The sequence below is a fragment of the Pararhizobium arenae genome, from assembly GCF_001931685.1.
GTDB classification, from domain to species: domain Bacteria; phylum Pseudomonadota; class Alphaproteobacteria; order Rhizobiales; family Rhizobiaceae; genus Pararhizobium; species Pararhizobium arenae.
Genome location: NZ_MOOY01000008.1, coordinates 39,879 through 62,463, shown reverse-complemented (window position 1 = coordinate 62,463; position 22,585 = coordinate 39,879). Strand labels below are relative to the sequence as shown.

Annotated in this window: 17 protein-coding genes; 10 read left to right on the top strand and 7 right to left on the bottom strand. The window is 60.8% G+C overall.

Annotation, left to right across the window (positions count from 1 at the left end; translation table 11 throughout):
- Positions 1-216: 216 nt before the first annotated feature.
- Positions 217-4,092: a peptidoglycan-binding protein gene (locus tag BLX89_RS17985; protein WP_075292566.1), complete on the bottom strand. Its 3,876-nt coding sequence runs from the start codon at positions 4,090-4,092 to the stop codon at positions 217-219.
- A gap of 382 nt (positions 4,093-4,474) precedes the next feature.
- On the opposite strand from BLX89_RS17985, the gene BLX89_RS17980 reads away from it, so the two are divergent.
- From BLX89_RS17980 to BLX89_RS17950, 7 genes are all read left to right on the top strand, one after another.
- The gene (locus BLX89_RS17980) at positions 4,475-6,271 is read left to right on the top strand and encodes an acyl-CoA dehydrogenase C-terminal domain-containing protein (protein ID WP_075292343.1); all 1,797 of its coding nucleotides are present in this window, start codon (positions 4,475-4,477) and stop codon (positions 6,269-6,271) included.
- Between the two features lie 58 nt (positions 6,272-6,329).
- Positions 6,330-6,587 carry an AbrB/MazE/SpoVT family DNA-binding domain-containing protein gene (locus tag BLX89_RS17975; RefSeq protein ID WP_075292565.1) on the top strand — a complete coding sequence of 86 codons (258 nt, stop codon included), beginning with the start codon at positions 6,330-6,332 and terminating at the stop codon, positions 6,585-6,587.
- Positions 6,587-6,916: a type II toxin-antitoxin system PemK/MazF family toxin gene (locus BLX89_RS17970; RefSeq protein ID WP_075292342.1), complete on the top strand. Its 330-nt coding sequence runs from the start codon at positions 6,587-6,589 to the stop codon at positions 6,914-6,916. The genes BLX89_RS17975 and BLX89_RS17970 overlap by 1 nt, the downstream gene beginning before the upstream one ends.
- Positions 6,917-6,966: 50 nt before the next feature.
- On the top strand, positions 6,967-8,175 hold the full coding sequence (locus tag BLX89_RS17965) for an acetyl-CoA C-acetyltransferase (RefSeq protein ID WP_075292341.1): 1,209 nt from the start codon (positions 6,967-6,969) through the stop codon (positions 8,173-8,175).
- 86 nt (positions 8,176-8,261) lie between these two features.
- Positions 8,262-8,411, top strand: a complete 150-nt coding sequence (locus BLX89_RS24660) for a hypothetical protein (protein WP_158025967.1) — start codon at positions 8,262-8,264, stop codon at positions 8,409-8,411.
- 34 nt (positions 8,412-8,445) lie between these two features.
- Positions 8,446-10,659, top strand: coding sequence for a 3-hydroxyacyl-CoA dehydrogenase NAD-binding domain-containing protein (locus BLX89_RS17955; protein WP_075292339.1), 2,214 nt, complete (start codon positions 8,446-8,448; stop codon positions 10,657-10,659).
- Between the two features lie 201 nt (positions 10,660-10,860).
- Positions 10,861-11,919: a glycoside hydrolase family 25 protein gene (locus BLX89_RS17950; protein ID WP_075292338.1), complete on the top strand. Its 1,059-nt coding sequence runs from the start codon at positions 10,861-10,863 to the stop codon at positions 11,917-11,919.
- 9 nt (positions 11,920-11,928) lie between these two features.
- Here the strand turns inward: BLX89_RS17950 and BLX89_RS17945 are convergent, their stop codons facing one another.
- From BLX89_RS17945 to BLX89_RS17930, 4 genes are all read right to left on the bottom strand, one after another.
- Positions 11,929-13,521: a hypothetical protein gene (locus tag BLX89_RS17945; RefSeq protein ID WP_075292337.1), complete on the bottom strand. Its 1,593-nt coding sequence runs from the start codon at positions 13,519-13,521 to the stop codon at positions 11,929-11,931.
- Positions 13,522-13,526: 5 nt separating this feature from the next.
- Positions 13,527-13,967, bottom strand: coding sequence for a GtrA family protein (locus tag BLX89_RS17940; protein ID WP_075292336.1), 441 nt, complete (start codon positions 13,965-13,967; stop codon positions 13,527-13,529).
- A complete protein-coding gene (locus BLX89_RS17935) occupies positions 13,964-14,983 on the bottom strand; it encodes a glycosyltransferase family 2 protein (protein ID WP_075292335.1) in 1,020 nt (339 codons plus the stop codon). The genes BLX89_RS17940 and BLX89_RS17935 overlap by 4 nt, the downstream gene beginning before the upstream one ends.
- A gap of 193 nt (positions 14,984-15,176) precedes the next feature.
- Positions 15,177-16,202, bottom strand: a complete 1,026-nt coding sequence (locus BLX89_RS17930; RefSeq protein WP_075292334.1) for a Tim44 domain-containing protein — start codon at positions 16,200-16,202, stop codon at positions 15,177-15,179.
- A gap of 291 nt (positions 16,203-16,493) precedes the next feature.
- Between BLX89_RS17930 and BLX89_RS17925 the strand changes: the two genes are divergently transcribed.
- The gene (locus BLX89_RS17925) at positions 16,494-17,012 is read left to right on the top strand and encodes a biliverdin-producing heme oxygenase (protein WP_083637651.1); all 519 of its coding nucleotides are present in this window, start codon (positions 16,494-16,496) and stop codon (positions 17,010-17,012) included.
- The gene (locus tag BLX89_RS17920) at positions 17,009-19,555 is read left to right on the top strand and encodes an HWE histidine kinase domain-containing protein (protein WP_198935170.1); all 2,547 of its coding nucleotides are present in this window, start codon (positions 17,009-17,011) and stop codon (positions 19,553-19,555) included. The genes BLX89_RS17925 and BLX89_RS17920 overlap by 4 nt, the downstream gene beginning before the upstream one ends.
- Before the next feature lie 89 nt (positions 19,556-19,644).
- Here the strand turns inward: BLX89_RS17920 and BLX89_RS17915 are convergent, their stop codons facing one another.
- Positions 19,645-20,523: a DMT family transporter gene (locus BLX89_RS17915; RefSeq protein ID WP_075292331.1), complete on the bottom strand. Its 879-nt coding sequence runs from the start codon at positions 20,521-20,523 to the stop codon at positions 19,645-19,647.
- A 94-nt stretch (positions 20,524-20,617) separates the two neighbouring features.
- On the bottom strand, positions 20,618-21,709 hold the full coding sequence (locus tag BLX89_RS17910; RefSeq protein WP_075292564.1) for a calcium:cation antiporter: 1,092 nt from the start codon (positions 21,707-21,709) through the stop codon (positions 20,618-20,620).
- A 203-nt stretch (positions 21,710-21,912) separates the two neighbouring features.
- Between BLX89_RS17910 and BLX89_RS17905 the strand changes: the two genes are divergently transcribed.
- Entirely contained in the window at positions 21,913-22,578 is a 666-nt protein-coding gene (locus BLX89_RS17905) for a S24 family peptidase (protein ID WP_075292330.1), read from the top strand.
- Positions 22,579-22,585 lie beyond the last annotated feature (7 nt).

Below are 22,585 nucleotides of genomic sequence, written 5' to 3'. Positions count from 1 at the left end.
ATAGCGGCGGCCTGTAGGTCCGCCCTCGAATGGAAAAACATCAGGGGAACATCCCCTCTGAAATAGCCAGTCAGGACCTTTTGCGCTGCCTCGACCGACAACCACCCCGCTCAGACGCATCGAGGGGGAGATTGAACCGGCTTGCTCAACGAGCCTAGCCTGACCGCGCAATGTTTTCCGGTCGCTCTGCGGCATTATTGGGGCCGCAGGCGTCGCTTATCCGTTTCGCTTCAAAAGCTCGCGGACGAGGGCATCGTTGATCTGGCCGGTCGGCTCCTGACCGATCGATTTCTGGAAGGCCTTGATGGCCTCCACCGTCTTGGCGCCGACCTTGCCGTCGGGCGCGCCGGCATTGAAGCCGTTGTTGTTCAGGATCGCCTGAATGTTGCGAATGGCCTTGGTCATATCGACGCTGGCCGTGGTAGGGCTCTTGCCGAGCCAGGCATCGGGAACGACGACGTTGTTGGCCTTGTCATCCGCTTCCGTCGGTTTCCAGGCGTCTGAACGGGCCTTGGCGTCCTTCAACTGCTCCGGCTGCATAGCCTTGGCCACGTCTTCCCGCTTCTGGGCCGCGTCGGTATCGCCGCTCTTGGCTGCCGCCGAAAACCATTTGTAGGATTCGGCCAGATCCTGCTTCACGCCGTTGCCGCGCGCATAGAGGATCGCGAGATTGTACTGGCTGTCGCGCAGGCCGAGTTCAGCAGCCTTTTCAAACCACTTTGCAGCCGCTGCAAAATCAGGAGCGGTGTCGCCGCCATTTGCGAGGATGACAGCGAGATTGTGCATCGCGCTGGCGTTACCTTTTTCAGCCGCGCCCTGATAAAGCGCCTTTGCCTTGGCGAGGTCACGGGTAACGCCCGTGCCCTTTTCGTACAGGGTGGCCAGGCGATATTCGGCAGGCACGAGGCCCTGATCTGCCGCACGCTGATACCACTTGGCCGCTTCCACAAGGTTTGCCTTGACGCCACGGCCTTCGGTATAGATCGCGCCAATCTCGAAATAGGCAAGCGGATCGCCGCCCTTGACCGCAGCCACAAGTGCAGGCTGGGTGATTTCGGCTGGAACGGCCACTGCTTCGGCAGACTTTGCCGGTGCCGTGTAGCCAGTTGTGGACGCAGCCTGCGGCGTAGTCGTGAAACTGCCCGGCGCCATCGTCGTTTCGGCGGGAGCTGCCATCATGGCCGTGTCGGTCGGCAACGGCTCCTGCGTATCTGCAGCTGCTGTCGGCTCATCGAGGGCCGCTGCCTGTTCGCCGTTCTCGATCGGTGCGGCAGGCTCGGAAGCCTCCGCTGTTTCCGTCGGTGTCGCGGTTTCGGGCGCATCGTCCTGCGGCTGGAGAGACGACAGTGGTGCGACCTCCTGCTCGACCGGGGCAACGGCGCTGTCCGCACCTTCGCTGCTTTCGGTCGGCTCAACCTGCTGTTCGATGGCTGCGACCGGCTGTGGCGCGCGGTCGCCGCGGATCAGGGTGTTGACGAGCGGGTAGGACATGATTGCCAGCAGAACGGCACCGACGGCCATCAAGATCGGCCGGCGATGACGGGCGAAGGCGCCGCCGATCGACGAGGTCGGAGCAGACGTGCGACCGCGCTGACCGATCGTGTCGGATTCCTCCACGGCGAGCTGGGCCGCCCTGCGCGCTGCAGCGATGAAATCAGCCTTGTCGGCCTCGCCGGGCGTGTTGTCCTGTCCGCCACGGCTTGCCTGCCCGGCGCGCACACGCTCCAGGATCTTCTTTACATCCGGCATGCCGGAACCCGGCTCCAGAAGCTGGTTTGCGACATCGGGCGCGATCGTGTCCGCCGCGTCGATGGAGGGGGTCGGCTCCACCGTCTGCCGGCCTTCCGCCCGGGCGGCGTCGGAACGCTTGCCCGAGAAGCGCCGCGTCAGTCCGGCAAGCAGTCCCTTCTTCGCGGCAGGACGGACATCGGCGACATCTTCGACGACCCCGCGCTCGTCAAGAAGCGCGGTGGCGACTTCCTCATCCGCTGCGACCTGCATCAAAACCGAGGGCGATACGGAGCTCGCCTGCGCCTGCATATCGCGCTTCACATGCTCATACGGGTCGACGGCAGCAAACGGATCTTCGAAATCCGGCTCGGCGGCCTTCGGCATCTGAGGTGGTACGAACCCGGCTTCACGCATGCCAAAGGGGCGGGGCTCATCCTGATGATGGGTGCCTTCCTCAAGACGTTCCAGTTTTTCGGCGATATGAACCAGCGTTTCGTGCAAGGCTTCGAACGTGCGGGCCGTCCGCTCCTCGCTGGAGCGGCTGAGTTCCTCGAGCGTCTTCAGGTCACCGGCAAGGGCGGAAATGGCGGCCATGTCGGCACCGCCGGCTGCGGGCGCGACACCGTTGCGACTATAGGCTTCCATAACGGCCTCGGCGGCCTGCCGGGCGGCCTCGATGATATATTCATCGCTGGTCGCCATGTAATCTTCGAGTGCATTCATGCGGCCTTCGATCTCGGCCGGCAAGGCTGCGGCCGTGACCGGACGCGGCTCGCTTATCAAGGCGGAGAGATTGGCGATCTGGTCCTGAAGCCCGCGCAGGGCGTTGCCGTCATCGTAGGGAGCGGCGTGCGTCTCCTCGAGGCGGATCGCGATATCGGCGAGCTGACCTTCCAGACGCTCGAAGCGATCGCCCAGCGGATAGGCTTCCGTCGGCTGATCCAGCGCATCGATACGGCGTGCCAGATCGTCCAGACGTTCGGCCAGTGCATCATTCACGTCGCCCTGATCGAGGGCATCGATCTTGCGGGAGATATCGGCGAGATATCCGGTAAGATCAGGCTGCACGTTTTTCTGCGAGCGTTCGAACATCACCGAAAGCTGGTCGAGGCGCTCTTCCAGCCTGATCGCCGCCTCTTCGTTGGCGAGTTGCTCGACACGTGTGGCCAGCGCTTCGATGCGGTTTCCCAGGCCGTTGTCGGTCGGGCGTGCCAGCATATCGATCTGGTGCGCGAGGTCGGCAAGACGGTTTTCCACACGGTCGACGGCGGCGGCATCTATGCTCGAGGCCGTGCGACCGCTCGAAACGATGGCGCGGCTGATTTCGTCGAGACGCATATCGAGATCGGCAAACTGCGAACTCAACCGGTTGTCATCCGGCTGCATGTGACGACCGAGCATTTCAACGGCCTGCGCCATCGATACCAGCTTGTCTTCCAGCGCGTGGATCGCCGGCGTGCTGTTCATGCCACCGATCTGCGACTTGATCTCGTCCAGACGATAAGCGAGAGCGACGAGTTCATCGTCACGGTTCTGGTCGAAACTCTGCAGACGGTTTTCAACAGCCGTCCAGCGATCTTCCATGCGCCGCAGGCCATCTTCGCGGGCGAGCCCGTCAATCATCGCGCGCAGTTCTTCGAATTCCGACTTCAGCGCATCGGCCTGCGCCGGCGGTGCCTGCCGGCCAATCTGGTTGATGCTTTCAGACAGCCACTGCAGATCGTTGCGGATATCGGCAATGCCGACCTGACCTTGGGCGGCCTCCGTCGTGATACCGCGAATTTCGTTGCGCAGCGCCGTCATCTCGCGCGCCAGGCCGTCGGCAATGTCCGTTTTCAGCTCCTGGCGGAGACCGAGGAGTGCCTGGGTGATGTCGGCGATTGCACGCTCCTGCTGCGGCTCGACCGCACGACGCGCCGGAGGCTCACGCAGAGGTGTCGGCTCGCGCAAGGGCGCACGGCCTGCAGGGGTTTCCGCTCCGCGACGCGCCAGGGCTTCGCGCTGCGCAAGCGCATCACGAAGGGGAGACGTGCGGCGCTCTTCGGTATAGGTCGAGCGTGACGTCGGCTGAGGCTGCGCGCGTGGGGCAAGCCGGGGATTGCGATCAGCAGTATCGCGGCCTGCGGCCAGGGCGCGCTGGCGCTGCATGATTTCGGCAACCGGATCGGGACGCTGCGGCTGTTCGCGCTCGGGCGCACGATACTTCGGCTCCCGGGCCGCATTGCCCATCAACCCTTCGATCCGCGATTCGAGGCCTTCGATCGTCCTGTTCAAGGCATCGAGAGACGAGCGTTCGCCATAGGAGCTTCCGCCGTAAGACGGGTTTCCAGAGCGTGGGTTATGCGGTCGCGATCCGTTCATCTCAATCTTCGCCTCTTCCATCGGCCATGACCGGCCGCCGAAGGCTGGCGGTCTCTGCCATGCCGGTCGATTGCCGATCCGGACAAGACTGCGACGACGCGAAGACAGGACTTGAGCAGCATTGACCGTTTCACCACGCACTTTCGCGAAACGTGGTAAACAAGCCGTTAACTACCGCTGAAATTTTTTAACGATTTGGTCGCATTCTGTTTGCAGGAGGCTCGGATGCTACCGACATCGTCACGAGGGGCGCTTTGCAGCGTAAAAATCGTTTTCTGTATTTTTTGACGTTTACGCAAACGTCAAAGTTTTGTAGCATGGTGCCAATGGTTACGAGGAAACCACTTTCCCTTTCGGATTCGCAGGCGAGGAACAACAGGACATGCCCATCTACAAGGCTCCGGTCGAAGACACCCTCTTCATCCTGAACGATGTGCTCGGTATCGAGCGTTACAACAATCTTCCCGGTTTCGCCGATGCGACCCCCGACATGATCCAAGCGATCGTCGGCGAGGCCGCCAAGCTGGCGGAAGAGGTACTGTTCCCGGTCAATCTTTCCGGCGACCAGGAAGGCTGCAAGCGCAACGACGACGCGACCGTTACCACGCCCAAGGGCTACAAGCAGGCTTTCGATCTTTACCGCGAAGGCGGCTGGCTCGGCCTTTCCGTACCGGAAGAATTCGGCGGCCAGGGCCTGCCCTACACACTGCACACCGCGGTCGGCGAATATATGTCGTCGGCCAACATGGCGCTCACCATGTATCCGGGCCTGACGCAGGGCGCGATCGCCGCGATCCTCGTTCACGGCACCGATGAGCAGAAGGCGACCTATCTGCCGAAGATGGTGGATGGCACCTGGACGGGCACGATGAACCTCACGGAGCCCCATTGCGGCACCGATCTCGGCCTGCTGCGCTCGAAGGCCGTGCCGCAGGGCGATGGTTCCTACAAGATTTCCGGCCAGAAGATTTTCATCTCCGCCGGCGAACACGATATGTCCGACAATATCGTGCATCTGGTTCTCGCCCGCATCGAAGGCGCACCGGAAGGTGTGAAGGGCATTTCGCTGTTCATCGTGCCGAAGTTCATGGTGGAAGCCGATGGCTCGCTCGGAAGCCGCAACGCCGTTACCTGCGGCGCGATCGAGCACAAGATGGGCATCCACGGCAACTCCACCTGCGTCATGAACTATGACGAGGCGACCGGCTATCTCATCGGCGCGGAGAACAAAGGCTTGAACGCCATGTTCGTGATGATGAACGAGGCCCGCCTGGGCGTCGGCCTGCAGGGTCTTTCGATCGCGGAAGTGGCCTATCAGAATGCCGCGAACTATGCCCGCGAGCGTATTCAGGGCCGTTCGCTGTCCGGCGCCAAGGCGCCGGACAAGAAGGCCGACCCGATCATCGTGCATCCCGACATCCGCCGGACGCTGATGACCATCAAGGCCTTCAACGAAGCCGGCCGCGCCTTCACCCTCTGGACCGCGCTGAAGTCCGATATCGCCCATCGCGGCGACAACGAGAAAGACCGGCAGGCAGCCGACGACATCCTCGGCCTGATGACGCCGATCCTCAAAGGCGTCCTGACCGACAAGGGCTTCGACCACGCCGTCATGGCGCAGCAGGTCTTCGGCGGCCACGGCTACATCGAAGAACACGGCATGAGCCAGTATGTGCGCGATGCGCGCATTGCGATGATCTACGAAGGCGCAAACGGCATCCAGGCGCTCGACCTCGTCGGCCGCAAGCTTGGCCTCAACGGCGGCCGTGCAATCATGGCGCTGTTCAAGGAAATCGGCGATTTCTGCGAGGAGAACCGTGGTGACGAGAAGCTGACGCTCTACACCAAGGCGCTGAAGAAGGGCCTGAACGACCTGCAGGCGGCGACCATGTGGTTCATGTCGAACGCGATGGCCAAGCCAGACAATGCCGGTGCCGGCTCGACCGACTACATGCACCTCTCGGGCCTCGTCGTTCTCGGCTATATGTGGGCGAAGATCGCCAAGGCGGCGGAAGATGCGCTCGCGGCTGGCGACACGGCGCGTGCGGACTACCTGCAGAACAAGCTGGTAACGGCAAAATTCTTCATGGAACGCATCCTGCCGGAAACGGCGCTGCGCAAGGCCCGCATCGAAGCTGGCGCCGATACGCTGATGGCACTGGACGCAGCTGCGTTCTAAGGCTGGTATAATCGGAGGGAAAGTTATATTTTGGTATAACTTTCCCATGGAGGCGTACATGCCCGTATCCACTTTGCGCAATGTCGGCGGCTCGGTGATGATGACCGTTCCGAAGCCCGTTCTGGATGAACTCGGTCTCAGCGCCAACACCAAGCTCGAGGTTACCGTCGAGGACGGCAAGCTCGTGGCGGTGCCGAGGAGCCGGCCGAAGTACACGCTGGAGGAACTTTTGGCACAGTGCGATCTCAGCGTGCCGATGTCCGATGAAGAGCGCGAATGGATGGATTCTCCCCCTGTCGGGCGAGAAATTATCTGATGGAACGAGGCGACATCTGGCATGTCGATCTGGAGCCGACCAGAGGGCGTGAGCAGGGCAAGGCGCGTTATGTGCTGATCCTGACCGCACGCTCTTTCAACCGGCTCGGCACGCCGATTGTCGCGCCGATCACCAGCGGCGGCGAGTTTATGCGGATGCAGGGCTTCACCGTATCGCTTTCCGGGGCCGGCACGAAAGCGACCGGCGTCGTTCTCTGCAATCAGGTTCGGGCGCTCGACCTGAGCGTTCGGGGTGCAAAATTTTCCGAAACCGTTCCCGACTTCATCGTCGATGAAGTTCTGGCGCGGGTTTCGACACTGTTTGAATAGATCGTGAACGGGAAGGTGCCGGAGAGCGCATTCCCAAGGGAGATGTAACAATGACCGAAGTCTTCATTTACGACCACGTGCGCACGCCGCGCGGGCGCGGCAAGAAGGATGGGGCGCTGCACGAAGTGCCCACACCTCGCCTCGCCGCAAAGGTGCTGGAAGCCCTGCGTGACCGCAACGGGCTCGACACATCGACCGTTGACGACATCATCATGGGCTGCGTCGATCCGGTGTTCGAAGCCGGTGCCGTCATTCCGAAGGCAGCTGCCTTTGAAGCGGGCTATTCCAACAAGGCGCCGGGCATGCAGATTTCGCGTTTCTGCGCCTCGGGCCTCGATGCCGTCAACTTCGCGGCCGGCAAGATCGCTCAGGGCGCCGATGACATCGTCATTGCCGGTGGCGTCGAAAGCATGTCGCGTGTCGGCATGGGCATGTCCGGCGGTGCCTGGTACATGGACCCGTCCGTCAACTTCCCCGGCTACTTCATGCCGCAGGGCGTTTCCGCCGACCTGATCGCCACGAAATACGGCTTCTCCCGCGATGATGTCGATGCCTATGCCGTCGAGAGCCAGAAGCGCGCCGGCCATTCCTGGGACAACGGCTATTTCGACCGCTCCGTCGTTCCGGTGAAGGACCAGAACGGTATCGTCATCCTCGCCAAGGACGAGCATATGCGTCCGACCACGACGATGCAGAACCTTGCCTCGCTCAACCCCTCCTTCCAGATGCCCGGCGAAATGGGCGGCTTCGAAGCCGTCGGCATTCAGGCGCATCCGGAAATCGAGCGCATCAACTACGTGCACCATGCCGGCAATTCCTCCGGCATCGTCGATGGCGCGGCCGGCGTGCTGCTCGGCTCCAAGGCTGGCGGTGAAAGCATGGGGCTGAAGCCGCGTGCCCGCATCAAGGCTTTTGCCAATATCGGCTCCGATCCGGCGCTGATGCTGACCGGTCCGGTCGATGTCACCGAAAAGCTTCTGAAGCGTTCGGGCATGTCGCTTGCCGATATCGATCTCTTCGAACTCAACGAAGCCTTCGCCGCCGTCGTGCTGCGCTACATGCAGGCCTTCGACATTCCGCATGACAAGATCAACGTCAATGGCGGCGCGATCGCGCTTGGCCATCCGCTCGGCGCGACCGGTGCGATGATCCTCGGCACGGTGCTCGACGAACTGGAGCGGCGCGACCTCAACACCGCGCTCGTCACGCTCTGCATCGGCGCCGGCATGGGCACCGCAACGATTATTGAGCGGGTTTAAGCCGAATGCGGCCTGAAGATGAACTCCAGCGCCTCTCGCACAATGAGATCGACCAGCAATTCGCGTTCCACAACATGGAGCGAAATATGGCCGAAGCTCATCGCAACTGGATGCGCCCGATCAGCGCCAAGGAGATGCGCGCCAAAAGGCAGGAAACTCTTTTTGGCTTGGCAGCAATACTCGTTGTCCTGACGGGTCTGGGTTTCATGCTCGCAGCCGCTTTCGGCCTCATCTGACAGATTGAAGAATTCAAGGGAGAGGAATTCCCACATGAGCAACTACACCAACTTCACCGTTGAAACCGACGCGGACGGCATTGCGCTCGTCACCTGGAACATGCCGGACAAGTCGATGAACGTGTTCACGGCCGATGTCCTGCGCGAACTTGATGCGATCGTCGACCAGACCGTTGCCGATGCCTCCATCAAGGGCGTGGTCGTGACATCCGGCAAGTCCACCTTCTCGGGCGGTGCAGACCTCTCGATGATTAAGGGCATGTTCACCTTCTACAACGAAGAGAAGGCCCGCGACCCGGACGGCGCTGCGCAGAAGCTGTTCGAACTCTGCGGCCAGATGACCGGTCTTTTCCGCAAGCTGGAAACCTCCGGCAAGCCGTGGGTTTCGGCGATCAACGGCACCTGCATGGGCGGCGCGTTCGAACTGTCGCTTGCCTGCCACGGCCGCGTGGCTTCCAACTCCAAGTCGGTCAAGATCGCCCTGCCGGAAGTCAAGGTCGGCATCTTCCCCGGTGCCGGCGGCACGCAGCGCGTTCCGCGCCTCACCAATGCACAGGATGCCCTGCAGATGATGACGACAGGCTCATCGCTGACGCCGCAGCGCGCCAAGGCGCTGGGCCTCGTGCATGAGCTTGCCGATCCCGACAAGCTGATCGATGCCGCCAAGACCATGCTGAAGAACGGCCTGAAGCCGGTCCAACCCTGGGATGAAAAGGGCTTCAAGGTGCCGGGCGGCGGTATCTGGACGCCGGCAGCGGCCCAGCTGTGGCCGGCCGCTTCCGCTATCCTGCGCCGCGAGACCAACGGCAATTTCCCCGGTGCGCTCGCAATTGTGAAATGCGTCTATGAAGGTCTGCAACTGCCGATCGATCTCGCGCTCAAGGTCGAGCAGCGCTACTTCACCGAAGTCCTGCAGACCACCGAAGCCTTCTCGATGATCCGCTCGCTGTTCATCTCGATGCAGGAACTCGGCAAGGGTGCCCGCCGCCCGGCTGGAGTGCCGAAGAGCGATCTGAAGACCGTCGGCGTTGTCGGCGCCGGTTTCATGGGTGCATCGATTGCCTATGTCACGGCCGCAGCCGGTATCCCCGTCACTCTCATCGACCGCGATATCGAAGCCGCCACCAAGGGCAAGACCCACTCCGAGGGTCTGGTCAAGGATTCGATCGGCAAGGGCAGGATGACGCAGGAACAGGGCGAAGCCCTGCTCGCCCTGATCACCCCGTCTGCCGACTACAACGACCTGAAGGACGTGAAGCTCGTCGTGGAGGCCGTGTTTGAAGACCGTCAGGTCAAGAAGGATGTGATCGAGAAGGTCGAGGCCGTGATCGGCGAAGACGCGATCTTCGCCTCCAACACCTCGACGCTGCCGATCACCGGTCTTGCGAAGAACTCCGAGCGCCCGAACCAGTTCATCGGCATCCACTTCTTCTCGCCGGTCGAGAAGATGATGCTGACGGAAGTGATCCTCGGCAAGGAAAGCGGCGACAAGGCGCTGGCGACCGCGCTCGATTTCGTCGCCGCGATCAAGAAGACGCCGATCGTCGTGAACGATACCCGCGGCTTCTACGTCAACCGCTGCGTCTTCCGCTACATCCACGAAGCCTATGACATGCTGATCGAAGGCGTGCCGGCGGCGATGATCGAAAATGCCGCCAAGATGGCCGGCATGCCCGTCGGCCCGCTGTCGCTCAACGACGAAGTGGCGATCGACCTCAGCCAGAAAATCCTCAAGGCCTCGATCGCCGATCTCGGCGAAGCGTCGGTCAACCCGGAGCACATGGCGCTGATCAACAAGCTGGTGGACGATCTCGATCGTCGCGGCCGCAAGAATGGCAAAGGCTTCTACGAGTATCCGGCAAAGCCCGCCAAGAAGTTCCTGTGGCCGGGCCTGAAGGATCTCTTCCCGCAGAAGCCGGCCGAAAACTTCGACGTCGAGACGCTGAAGCAGCGCTTCCTCGTCACCATCGCGCTGGAAGCAGCGCGCACAGTGGAGGAAGGCATCGTCACCGATCCGCGCGAGGCCGACGTCGGCTCGATCCTCGGCTTCGGTTTCGCACCATACACGGGCGGCACGTTGTCCTATATCGATGGCATGGGCGCGAAGGCCTTCGTCGAGCTTTGCGAGACGCTGGCCGCTTCCTATGGCGATCACTTCAAGCCGACGGCGCTGCTCAAGGACATGGCCGCCAAGGGCCAGACCTTCTACGGCCGCTTCGATCCTTACGCGACACAGGCTGCCGCCTAAACGCCACAAATATTACCAAATCGAAAAGCGGGCTTTCGCGGCCCGCTTTTTTTTGACGATTCCACAGCGGCGTGGCGATTCAGTCACTCTGTAAAGATTGCATTCAGTCTTTTTCGGTAAAACTCCGTTAGCAATTCGCGCCGAGGGAGCCTTCCGTGTCGCAAGTTGCCTCTCGGTTCTTGTTTTGCGTACGGGTTTGTCATGCGTTTATCGGCTGCCACAGCACTCCTTCTCTGCTGCGTTGCTCTGTCGGGCTGCACCTCAAGCTCAGGTCCCGAAAGCCTTTCGGCCGGCCTGACCACCTCCAAGGAAACGACAAGCTCCATCGTGCCGGCTGTCATTCCGTCGGCAGCTGTCGGCCAAACTGCCGAGGCCGCGCAGTCGGAAACCCATCAGGAAGTTCTCGCCTGGGCCGGCAAGATGCCCGAGCCGCAGCCTTTCGCCGACGTCGATCGGACCGCCGGTATGCCGATGCCCGAAAACCGCCCGGTCGCGATGCTGAGGCCAAACGTGCCTGACCTCGAAGCCGAACCCGCTATTCTCAAACCGCGCCGCGGTACGCGCATGCAGGTCTATGGCCAGAATTTCCGCGATGCGCACCCTATCAATTTCGGCAAGACATCGCCGCGCAAGCACGCCGTTCATGGCGTCGACGTCTCGCGCTGGCAGGGCAATATCGATTGGGTAAAGCTGCGCACCCAGGGCGCCAATTTCGCGTTCATCAAGGCAACGGACGGCGGCGATCACCTCGACCCGATGTTCAAGACCAACTGGCGCAAGGCCCGGGAAGCCGGCGTCCGGCGCGGCGCCTATCACTTCTTCTACTGGTGCCGTACTGCTGGCGAGCAGGCAGACTGGTTCATCCGCAACGTGCCGCGCGAAGCGGGCGCCCTGCCCCCGGTCATTGACGTGGAATATAACGGCGAATCCAAATGCCAGCGTCGCCTGTCGCGCGCCAAGGTGCTGGAAAAGATGCAGGTGTTCATGGACAAGCTGGAGGCCCATTACGGCCAGCGTCCGATCATCTACACCGCTCCGGATTTCTACGAGGACAATCTGAGCGGCGAGTTCCCGAACCATCCGTTCTGGCTGCGCTCGGTTGCTGCCCATCCGTCCGTTCGGTATCCGAACCGCAAGTGGGTCTTCTGGCAGTATTCGGGCTCGGGCCTTTCCCACGGTGTCGAGGGTCGCATCGACCTCAACGTCTTCCGCGGCAGCGAAGACGACTGGCACAAGTGGGTGGCCGCAAAGGCGGGCTGAGGCAGCGCCTCAGTTCCTGTTGATCCTGTAGAGCTTGGCGAAGCCCTCGTCGGCAATAAGCGTCAATTGGGGCAATTCCGGCATCGGACCCGTCATGTTCGGCAGGTCGGCATTCGAGACCAGAATATAGTCGAAGCGCGTGTTCCAGTCCTTGAGGTAAGGGTAGTCCGGCTGGTTTGCCGGATCGGCCAGCATGTCCACTGTCGGCGGGAGACCCTCCGGCACGGCAATCTCGTTCCAGGGCGGCAGAATCTTGATCGGCTGTTTTCCGGGCGCTGAGAACAGCGTCGGAATGAAGGCTTTCTGCCGGACGACGGCAAGGCTGCCGTAGTGCCAGTGGATCGGCATGTTGTTGCCGAGGAAGCGGCCGACAGGGGCCGTCCGGTTCAGCGCCGGATCAAGATGATGCTGCATCGGCAACAGCGCCGCACCTGCGGGAACCTGGGCAATCGCCCGCTCCACCGCCGCGATATTCTCCTCCCCGGCGATCCAGACCTTTTCGATCACCGCCACGCGGGACGCAACGACGACGCAGGCGAGGCAGCCGGCCACAACGGCAAGCATGCGCGTCGCGGTGAGGTTGGGACGCACGCCCGCAGCAAAGGCCAGCGCCATCATCGACGGCAGGCGTGTATCGATGCCGCCGGTCGCCATGAACTGGCGCGGCATGAACAGCGAGAGGATGCCGAGGACGACGGCGACCAGAAACAGGCCCCAGTGCACTTCAAGCTTTCGCCACACGGCCGCGGCGATCACCGGTACAGCGAAGGCCAGAACATAAAGAGCATCGATCTTCAGATTGTAGGTCTTGAAATAGGTCATCAGAACCGAGGCGAAATTATAAAGCGAAACCTCGTTCCAGACGATGCCGGAAAGATTGGCGGGAGCGGCCGTGCCCGGCAGGGACGGGCCGAACAATAACAGAGCGACGAGCGGCAGAAGGCAGGGAATGACATCAACAATGATGCGACCGATCAGCCGCGGCCAGACCGAGGGCTTGAGCAATGGATCGATTTCCCGCCCGAAGGCGAAAGCCGCCAGCAGGACCGTAAAGAACAGAAGCGCGAAAGGATGGGCAACCAGGATGACGGTCGCGGCAATGGCGCGGTAGAGAAAGAGCACCCCATAGGCCTGCGACCGCAGCTTGAGATCGCCGGCCACGAACAGAAGCGCCAGCCCCAGCCCGATCTCGAAGTTGAGGAAACCGGCGAGATAGACGAAATTCCAGCCCAGGATAAAACAAAGGGCATGCCACCAATGAAACCCGCCGAAGATCTCTCGGTTGAGAACGGCAATCCCGGTCGCCGGCAGCAGCAACGCCAGGGATAGAACCAGCGGACCGATCACCGCCATGGACAGAAACGGCCCCGTCAAAGCGGCGATCACGTCGATTATCACGTTGGTCCAGGCCGTCCCCCAATCCACCTGATAGATCGGTGCGATCATCGGGTCTTGGGTTCCACCCGCCAACAGCCAGAGGCGGGCATAATGGTTCGGATAATCCGGCATCGGCGGGATGTCGATCGTCAGGACGGGTATGAGCGAAATGGCGGCGGCGATCAGGATGAACAGCAACGACACGCGGCTGGCAGACTTTTCCATGGCGATCAGGGCCTGAAGGTAAGGTATTTGTTGAAAAGGAAACTGACGACGAATGTGAAAATGACGGATGCGAGTTTTGCCGCGAGCTCGGGCAATCCCAGTTGAAGCAGGCCATACAGCGAGGCTTGGGACACAGCCAGAGACAGAAGCGTGACCATTGAAAACGTAAGTATCAACTTACGCGAAAACGGCACACCGGCATCGCGGAATGTCAGGGTCTTGTTGAGGATCAGGCTGTTTGCCGCTCCCAGGCTGAAGCTGAAGACATTGGCGACCAGCGGGTGAAGCCCCAGCCATATGAGACCCATGAAGGCCAGGATATCGACGAGGGTATTTGCGACCCCCACGAGGGCGAAGGCAAAGGCCTGGACGATGCCTCCCATCCGCATGGCTTTGTCCACATGAAGCATACCGTGGCCTTCCGCGGTGTCCGGCCGCGTGCTCATCGACCCGGCATCTGCGCATGAAGGACGGCGTTCTGCTCCGCCACGCCGAGGCTATAATAGTTCGGCGGCAGAAGAGTGGAGGTTCCGTCGCGGCGCAGCGCACTGATGGTGAAGAGCGGGCGACGCTTCACCTCCTGCACGACACGACCGAGATACTCACCGAACACGCCCATGACAATGAGCTGGGTCCCGGAAAAGAAAGAGATCGCCACCAGCGAACTTGCCCAGCCGGGAACGACATTGCCTGTCGACCACTGGTGCAGCGCATAGATGAGAATGAGAAAGGCAAAGCCTGCCGCCAGCATACCGAGCCAGACGGCGAGCCGAAGCGGAACGGTGGAAAAACTGGTGATCGCGTCCGTCGCGAAGGCCAGCATCTTGCGCAGCGGATATTTTGTCTCGCCCGCGAAACGCGGTTCGCGGGCATAGGGCAAGGCGATCTGCTTGCCGCCGATCCAGCTGACCATGCCCCGGATGAAACGGTGCTGCTCGGGCATACCGCGCAGGATTTCGACCACCGTTCGCGTCATCAGCCGGAAATCGCCGGTATCCCGCGGGATCGGCACCGAGGAAAGGCCGTTCAGGATCTTGTAGAAGGCTGCGGCCGTTGCCAGCTTGAACTTGGTTTCGCCAGAGCGCGATGCACGCTTGCCATAAACGACGTCGGCACCGCCATCCATGATGGCCATCATCTGCTGCAGAAGTTCGGGCGGGTCCTGCAGGTCTGCATCGATGAGAAGCACGCGCTGCCCGGAAGCGATGGAAAGGCCGGCGGTCACAGCCAACTGGTGACCGTGGTTGCGAAAAAGCTGGACGCCGACGACATGCCTGTCCTGATCCGCCAGCTTTTCGATGATCGACCAAGTGGCATCCGAAGAGCCGTCGTCGATGAGAATGATCTCATGGTTCTCGCCGGCAGCGGCAAGACACGCCTTCGACATGCGTGTGTAAAACTCGGTGAGAACGGCTTCTTCGTTGTAACACGGCGCAACAACTGACAGTTCAATCTCGCTCATGAGACGATCCACCCCTGATATCAGATGTCTTCAGGAATAGGCGCTCAAAACTTTCAGGCAGGTTACGATGAAAAACAACCTGTTAACGAGGATAACCCCGCGAAAACGCAGTCGATAAAACTTTATATTTTTGAAAAGGAAAAGCCGGCGGTGAGTGGCCGCCGGCTCCAGAGAATGATTGCGGGCGCCTTGACTATGCCGCGCCCTGAATGGCCGAAACCTGCCATTCGCCGCCCGGACGGCGAACGAAAGTCCAGAGTTCGGCCGTCTCTGTCAGATTGTCCGGATCGCCTTCGACCACGCGGCCGGTGTTGCGGTCACGCATGACATCAATGCTTTCATAGCGCATCGCAACGGTTGCGTAGTCGCGGCCTTCCTCATGCCAAGCCTCTGCAACGTCGCCCTGTACGAGTTGCACATCGCGCACTTCGTTGCGCACGCCGCTCGTGGCGTTGTCGCTCAATTCTTCAGCCAGATAGGACATGGCTTCCGGCGTCGTCAGCTTGCGAAGAGCCGCATAATCCTCAGCCGCATAGGCAGCCTGTACCTCTTTCAACATCGCCTCGAAATGGTTGAGGTCGTCTTCGCCGATGCCGATTTCATCGGTATCCGCACCCGCGACAGCCTGCTTCGGGGCAGTCGAACCCCCACCGATCTGCGGGATCTTGAAGGACGGTTTAGCCGGAGAAGCATCGCCATGGGCCTGCTCACGATAAAGCGGACCATTCCCGGACGCTGCGCCGGCGGGACCCGAATAGGCAGGTTGCTGGCGACGACCGAAGAAGCGCATGGCAAGCATGATGGCGCCGAATATCAAGGCAACCTGCAACAGCATGCCCAGGAAGCCGATACCACCGCCGAGACCGTTGCCGAGCATCATGCCGATCAGGCCGCCCATCATCAGGCCACCGAGCATGGAGCCGCCAAAGCCGCCGAAGAATCCGCCCGGACGCTGGGCACCGGGACGGGTTTGCGTCATTCCCGGCTGGTTGATACCCGGCTGCGTGGCCGACTGGCCCTCGGGGCGCGGCGTCATGGTACGGTCGATGGAATTGGCATTATTGGGTGCGGTGCGGGTTACCGGCGGAGCGGAAAACGTGCGTGTGCCCCGGCTACCGAAACCGCTGCCGGCCCGGCGGGCTTCAGCCAGATCCACCACCGTCAGTGTGGTGATCATGGCAAGCGCCAGCATCGCAAGAGTTCTTCCAAAACGTCGCATCACAATCAATACCCCTTTGTTCCTGTGCGTGCGCGCGAGCGCCACGCCGTATGGAGGATATAGAGATGCAAGGCCACGACTTTAAGGCTTGCAAGCCGCTTTTCACGGTAAAGCATCTGCTTGCTGCCTGCACATCTCTTCATGGAGAGGAAAGCGTCAGCACTTTGTATTAGCGTTTTATCTTTTTCCTTCGAGTACACATTTTTCTTCGGAACCAATTATTGTAAGCGGCGTTTGGTAGTCTCGGTATGTTGCGGGGTTTTTATGGAGCAGGAATTGAGGCGCTGGCAAATGCGCGAGCGCACGGCAGAAGCGCACTCCCATGTGGATCAAGCAATTGGTGCTCTCGATACGATGGAAAGCTACCGCTCCTATCTCGCATCGCTCTATTGCTTTCGCAAATGCATCGAAGACCGTCTCACGGAATCACCGCTGCCTTCCGGACTAGGCTCGTGGCGTCCCCGGCTGATCGCGGATGCCATCGCGCAGGATCTGGACGATCTCGGCGTTCCGCGTCCGGGTGTTCCTGGTTTTCCCTTTCCACTGGAAGGCGATGCGCTTTTCGGGACACTTTACGTGCTGGAGGGCTCTTCGCTCGGTGCGCGTGTTCTGTTCAAACGCGCCCAAGCCCTGGGCTTGAGCGCATATTTCGGCGCCCGCCATCTGGCGCTTCAAAGCGATGATATCGAGGGCTGGCGGGGGTTTCTCTCTGTGCTCGAGGCTGTAGAGCCCTTCAACATTTCAAATGCCGTGACCGCAAGCAATACCGCCTTTGCCACAGCTCATAGTGCCTTCTCGAAAGCCGTTTGATGACGCAGCCCTATAAAGTCGATCTCACAAACTGCGATCAAGAACCTATTCATATCCCCGGCAGCATTCAGCCTTATGGCGCTCTGCTCGCCTTCGACATCAACCTGTCGGTTCTTCAACGCCATTCCGTCAATGCGTCGGAAATGCTCAGGCTGCAGATATCCAACGAAACCGCAGCGGATATCCTGCTCGGCGGCGAACTGGTTCACACATTGCGCAATGCCCTCGCTTCCATGACCGATGCGGGGCGGCCGGTTCTGGTTTTCAACGAGGTCCTGAGTTCCGGACGGGCCTTCGATATCTCGATCCACCGTCACCGCTCGAACGTGATCGTGGAATTCGAGCCCACCCATACAGATCTGGAATCGCCGCTGCGCCTCACGCGCTCGCTGATCAGCCGCATAAGGCGTATTGAAAGTACGGAAGCGCTGGTGCAACAGGCAGCCAGGCTTGTCCGCGGCATGCTGGGCTATGATCGCGTGATGATCTACCAGTTCGAGCGTGACGGCTCCGGCAAGGTGATCAGCGAGATGAAGCGCGCCGATCTCGAAAGCTTCCTAGGCCAGTATTTTCCCGCCACGGATATCCCGCAACAGGCGCGCACGCTTTATCTTCGCAACACCATCCGGGTCATTTCCGACGCAAACTACCAGAGCGTTCCGCTCGAACCGGTGTTCGATCTCTCCGGCGAAGCGCTCGATCTCACCTACAGTCACCTGCGCAGCGTCTCGCCGATCCATTGCGAATATTTGCGCAACATGGGTGTTGCAGCTTCGATGTCCATTTCGATCATCATCGATGGCGAACTTTGGGGACTGATTGCCTGTCACCACTACTCCCCGCGTGTGATGCCCATGTCGCTGCGGGTCGCTGCCGAGATGTTTGGCGAGTTTTTCTCGCTGCATCTTCACGCTCTGAAGCAGAAACGCAAACTGGATAACGCTGCGCGGGCCCGCTCCTACCTCGATGGCATGTTGCGGCTTGGAAGTAGCGGCGATGTCGGCGAATTCCTGCGCGACAACATGCTGGATCTCGGCCAGCTGTTGCCCAATGACGGCTTCGGCCTTTATGTCGACGGACACTGGCATGGCCACGGCGCCACGCCGCCGACCGCCGACATTCCAGCCCTCGCCCGTTTCGTGGCATCGATATCCGAAGGGCGAATCTGGGCCACCCATTCGCTACCGCGCGCTTTTCCCGAGGCGGAGAACTACTACCAGATATCCGCTGGTTTGCTTGCCATACCGCTTTCGCAGTTGCCACGGGATTATCTCTTCTTCTTCCGCAAGGAGCTCGTGCAAACGTTGAACTGGGCAGGCAACCCGGAAAAATCCTACGAAACCGGCTCTTTCGGCGAACGTCTGACGCCGCGCAAGAGCTTTGCGATCTGGAAGGAATCCGTACACCGCCAGGCAATGCCATGGACGGAAGACGAACGGGAAGTGGCGGAGGCAATCCGGTCTTCTCTGGTGGAAGTCGTGCTGCGTCACAGCGAGATCATGGCCGAGGAGCGCGCCAAGTCGGACGTTCGCCAACGCATGCTCAACGAGGAACTCAATCACCGCGTCAAGAACATCCTTGCCGTCATCAAGTCGCTGGTGGGCCAGCCGATCAAGGAGGGACGCAGCCTCAAGGATTACGTTGCGAGCCTGAAAGGACGCATCCAGGCACTTTCCTTTGCCCACGATCAGGTTATTCGTGGAGATGGCGGCGGTGCGCTGGTCGACCTCCTGAACGCGGAACTGACCCCGTATCGCGATAACGGCGCCACCATCACGTTCGACGGATATGGCCTCTGGCTCGATACGCGGGCCTTTTCGGTCATGGCGCTGGTCTTGCACGAACTGGCGACCAATGCCGCCAAATACGGCTCGCTCTCCACCTCCGGCGCCCGGCTATCGATAAGCTGGAAGATGACGACCAGCGGCGACTGCGTCATCGACTGGCGCGAAAGCGGTGGGCCCATCGTTCATGCCCCGAAACGCACGGGCTTCGGAACGGCGCTGCTCGACCGCAGCATTCCCTATGATCTGGGAGGACAAAGCGAGGTGACCTACGCAAGCGAGGGTCTTCAGGCGCGCTTCCTTCTGCCGGCAAAACACGTACGCCTGACACCCGACGCCACCGCTGCCTACGCGGCAACAAACGCAGGAGGACCGCAGCCTACTGCCGCGCCCCTGCCGATCGACAGCCGGATTCTCCTTCTTGAAGACCAGATGCTGATCGCGATGGATGTGGAAGGCATGCTGAGCGACCGGGGCTTTGCCAACGTCACGGTGACCAATTCGACCGATGAAGCCCTGATTTTCATGCGCGGGGTGACCCCTGATGCGGCAATCCTCGATATCAACCTCGGCAGGGACACCTCCATTCCTGTTGCGGAGGAACTGTTGAAGCGGGGCGTGCCCTTCATATTCGCGACCGGATACGGCGAAGGCTCCATCATTCCCGAAGCTCTGGGCTCGGCTCCCATCGTCCGTAAGCCCTACGAAGCGGAGACGCTGATCGCCGCACTATCGCGAGCGATGGCTGAAAAGCGATAGCTCCCGCCGATCATAAGACCCCGCCTGTCATCAGGCGAGGAATGTTTCGAACAGAAGCTTCAGGTTCAGCACGACGATGATCGAGGCAATCAGCCAGGCCGTGCGCGTCGGCCGAAGCGCTCCCCGGCCAGCACGATCATGCCTGCGGAGAAGATCAGCGCCGCGCCCATGACGACGCCGCTGCTCGGAATATCGCCCCAGATCAGGAAGCCGAAGATGAAGGCCCAGACAAGCGAGGAATATTCAAACGGCGCTAGCACTGAAACCGGCGCCCGGCGCATGCCTTCGAACATGGCGTACTGGCCGAGACCGGCAATCACACCGGTTCCGGCCATGAGAGCGAGATCGGTCCATGATGGCTCGACCCAGTAGACTGTCATTGCCATGCCGGTGAAGAGGATGAAGAAGCCGCTCGAAAGCGTCATCTGCACCAGCGTTCGCTCCTGCAGTGCCGTCTTGCGCAGCAGCACCGTGGAAATCGCCCAGAAAACCGCTGCCTGCAAGGCCAGCATGACCGGCAGGCTGAGCTTCATGCCGGTTCCCATCGGGTCGCAGGCGATAAGCACCCCGACGAAGCCGATGAAAACCGCGAACCACCGCAACAGCGGCACGTCTTCCTTGAGCATCGGCACTGCCAGAATGGTGATGAGGATGGGGGAGGCATAATAAAGCGTCGTCAACTCGGCGAGGCCGAGGTCCCGAGCCGCGCTATAGTAGGAAAGCCAGGCCGCAAGCAGCAGAAGATTACGGATAAACATCGGCTTCAGCACCGGCGAGCGCCATGCATCCGTAATGACGCGCCAGCGGCCGACCGCAAGGCAAAGACCGAAAATGGTGACGCTGCGGACAAACAGGATTTGCCATACCGGCAAGGCGACGACCAGCCATTTCACCGAGGCATCCTGCACGGAAAACAGGAAGTACGACAACATCGTCAGCAGGATGCCGGAAAGGACGGATCTGTTCATGGAAGCCTCTCGACGCGGGCGCGCGCCTCCCTGCTGATAGCGCGCCTTCAACGCGTGCGAAAGTGGGCGTACTGTGGCGAAAAATAGCGAGGCTTCAGAGGCCAAGTACCGACAGCATGACGAAGGTCGCAAACAGCACGAAATGGGTCATGCCTTCGATGGCATTGGTCTCGCCGTCGTTGAGGTTGATCGCAGCCACGATCAATGTGATGGCGATCATGACCGTCTGAACCGGGCTCATCGCCATGATGAAAGGCTGGCCCGTGTAGAGCGCGATCGCTTCCATGACAGGCACGGTCAGAATGACCGTTGACAGGGACGCTCCGAGCGCGATGTTGACAACCGCCTGCATGCGGTTTGCAAGTGCTGCCCGCATCGCCGTCATGATCTCGGGCGATGCCGAGATCGCCGCGACCACGATCGCGGCTATGGCTGGCGGTGCCTCGCTGCCTTTCAAGCCTTCCGTCAACAGTGCCGACATGACCTCCGCCAAAACGCCGATCACGATGACACCGAGCACCAGCGTTACGATCGAAGCCGTGAGAGGCTCATCTTCGGGATCGGCATCGGCGTTTTCCCGCGGCATGCTGCGTTTCGGATAACTGTAGCTGAAGAAGTAGCTGTGCACGCCCACCTGCATGCGCAGAAACAGGGTGTAGAGCATGATCATCGCGACGATGGTGAAGGCGGAATAGAGATGCCACTTCGCCTCGGGCACGAACTCGGGCACCACCATCGATATGCCCATCGCCGTCAGGATCATGACGCAGTAGGTGCGGCTGGAATCGTCGTTGTAGGCTTGCTCGCCATGCTTCAACCCACCCAGCAGGGCCGCAAGGCCGAGAATGCCGTTCACGTCCAGCATGACCGCCGAATAGATCGTGTCGCGCACCAGTGTCGGCGAGGACTCCTTGCCCATCATGATCGCCAGAATGATCACTTCCACCACGACGGCAGACAATGTGAGGATCATCGTGCCATAGGGATCCCCCACCTTGGCCGCCAGAATTTCGGCGTGATGGGCAACCCGCATCGAGGCGAACACTATGGCAAGGATCAGGCCTGCCGCCCCCAGCAGCGCCGCCGCCTGCCCAGCCGCAAGCAAACTCTGCTTGAAAACCAGCCCGGCAATGGCCGCTACGATGGCGACAAGCAGCAATAATTCGGTTCTGACGGAAGCGGGCAACGGATATTTCCAGACAAACACGACAAAACAGCGCCGGATACGAACGAGTATAGGAAGCATAAGCTTCATTTCAATCAGCATGGCGGCAGCCCGGAACAAAAGAGGATTATTTTCCTGTCCGCCTTTACTCGCCCACGCCCTTTCGCTAGACTGCAACAGTCCCAAGGAGAGCGTCCGGCTTAACGATTGCGGGAGGCACACCGATGTTTTCACATGACCGTATCTGGAGCGCGATAGACGCGCTGGCCGAACGGCACCAATTGTCGCCGTCGGGTCTCGCCCGTCGCGCCGGCCTCGACCCTACATCCTTCAACAAGTCCAAACGACATTCGGCAGACGGCCGCGAACGCTGGCCGTCAACGGAATCCATCGCCAAGGTTCTCGACGCCACCGGCTCGACGATCAATCAGTTCATGGAGTTCCTGCGTCCCGAGGTTCGAAGCAGCGGCATGCCGGAGGGCGCCTTTCCGCCGCAGGCCAGCACCATTCCCCTGCTGGGCTTCGCGCAAGCCGGAGCCGGCGGCTTTTTCGATGATGGCGGCTTTCCTGCCGGACAAGGCTGGGATGTCGTGGAATTTCCCGCAGGTCCGGATAGCCGCGCCGGCGTTTATGCGCTCGAAATCCAGGGGGACAGCATGCTCCCCCTCTACAGGGATGGCGATGTGCTGATCGTCGAGCCGGGGGCGCAGATCAGGCGCGGCGACCGTGTGGTGGTGAAGACAAGTGAAGGGGAGGTCATGGCCAAGGTCCTGATGCGCCAGACAGCCCGCAGCATAGAGCTTCTCTCCCTTAATCCCGAACATCCCAACCGAACCTTCGACATGAGCGAAATCGAGTGGATTGCGCGGATCATCTGGGCCAGCCAATAGGACAGTT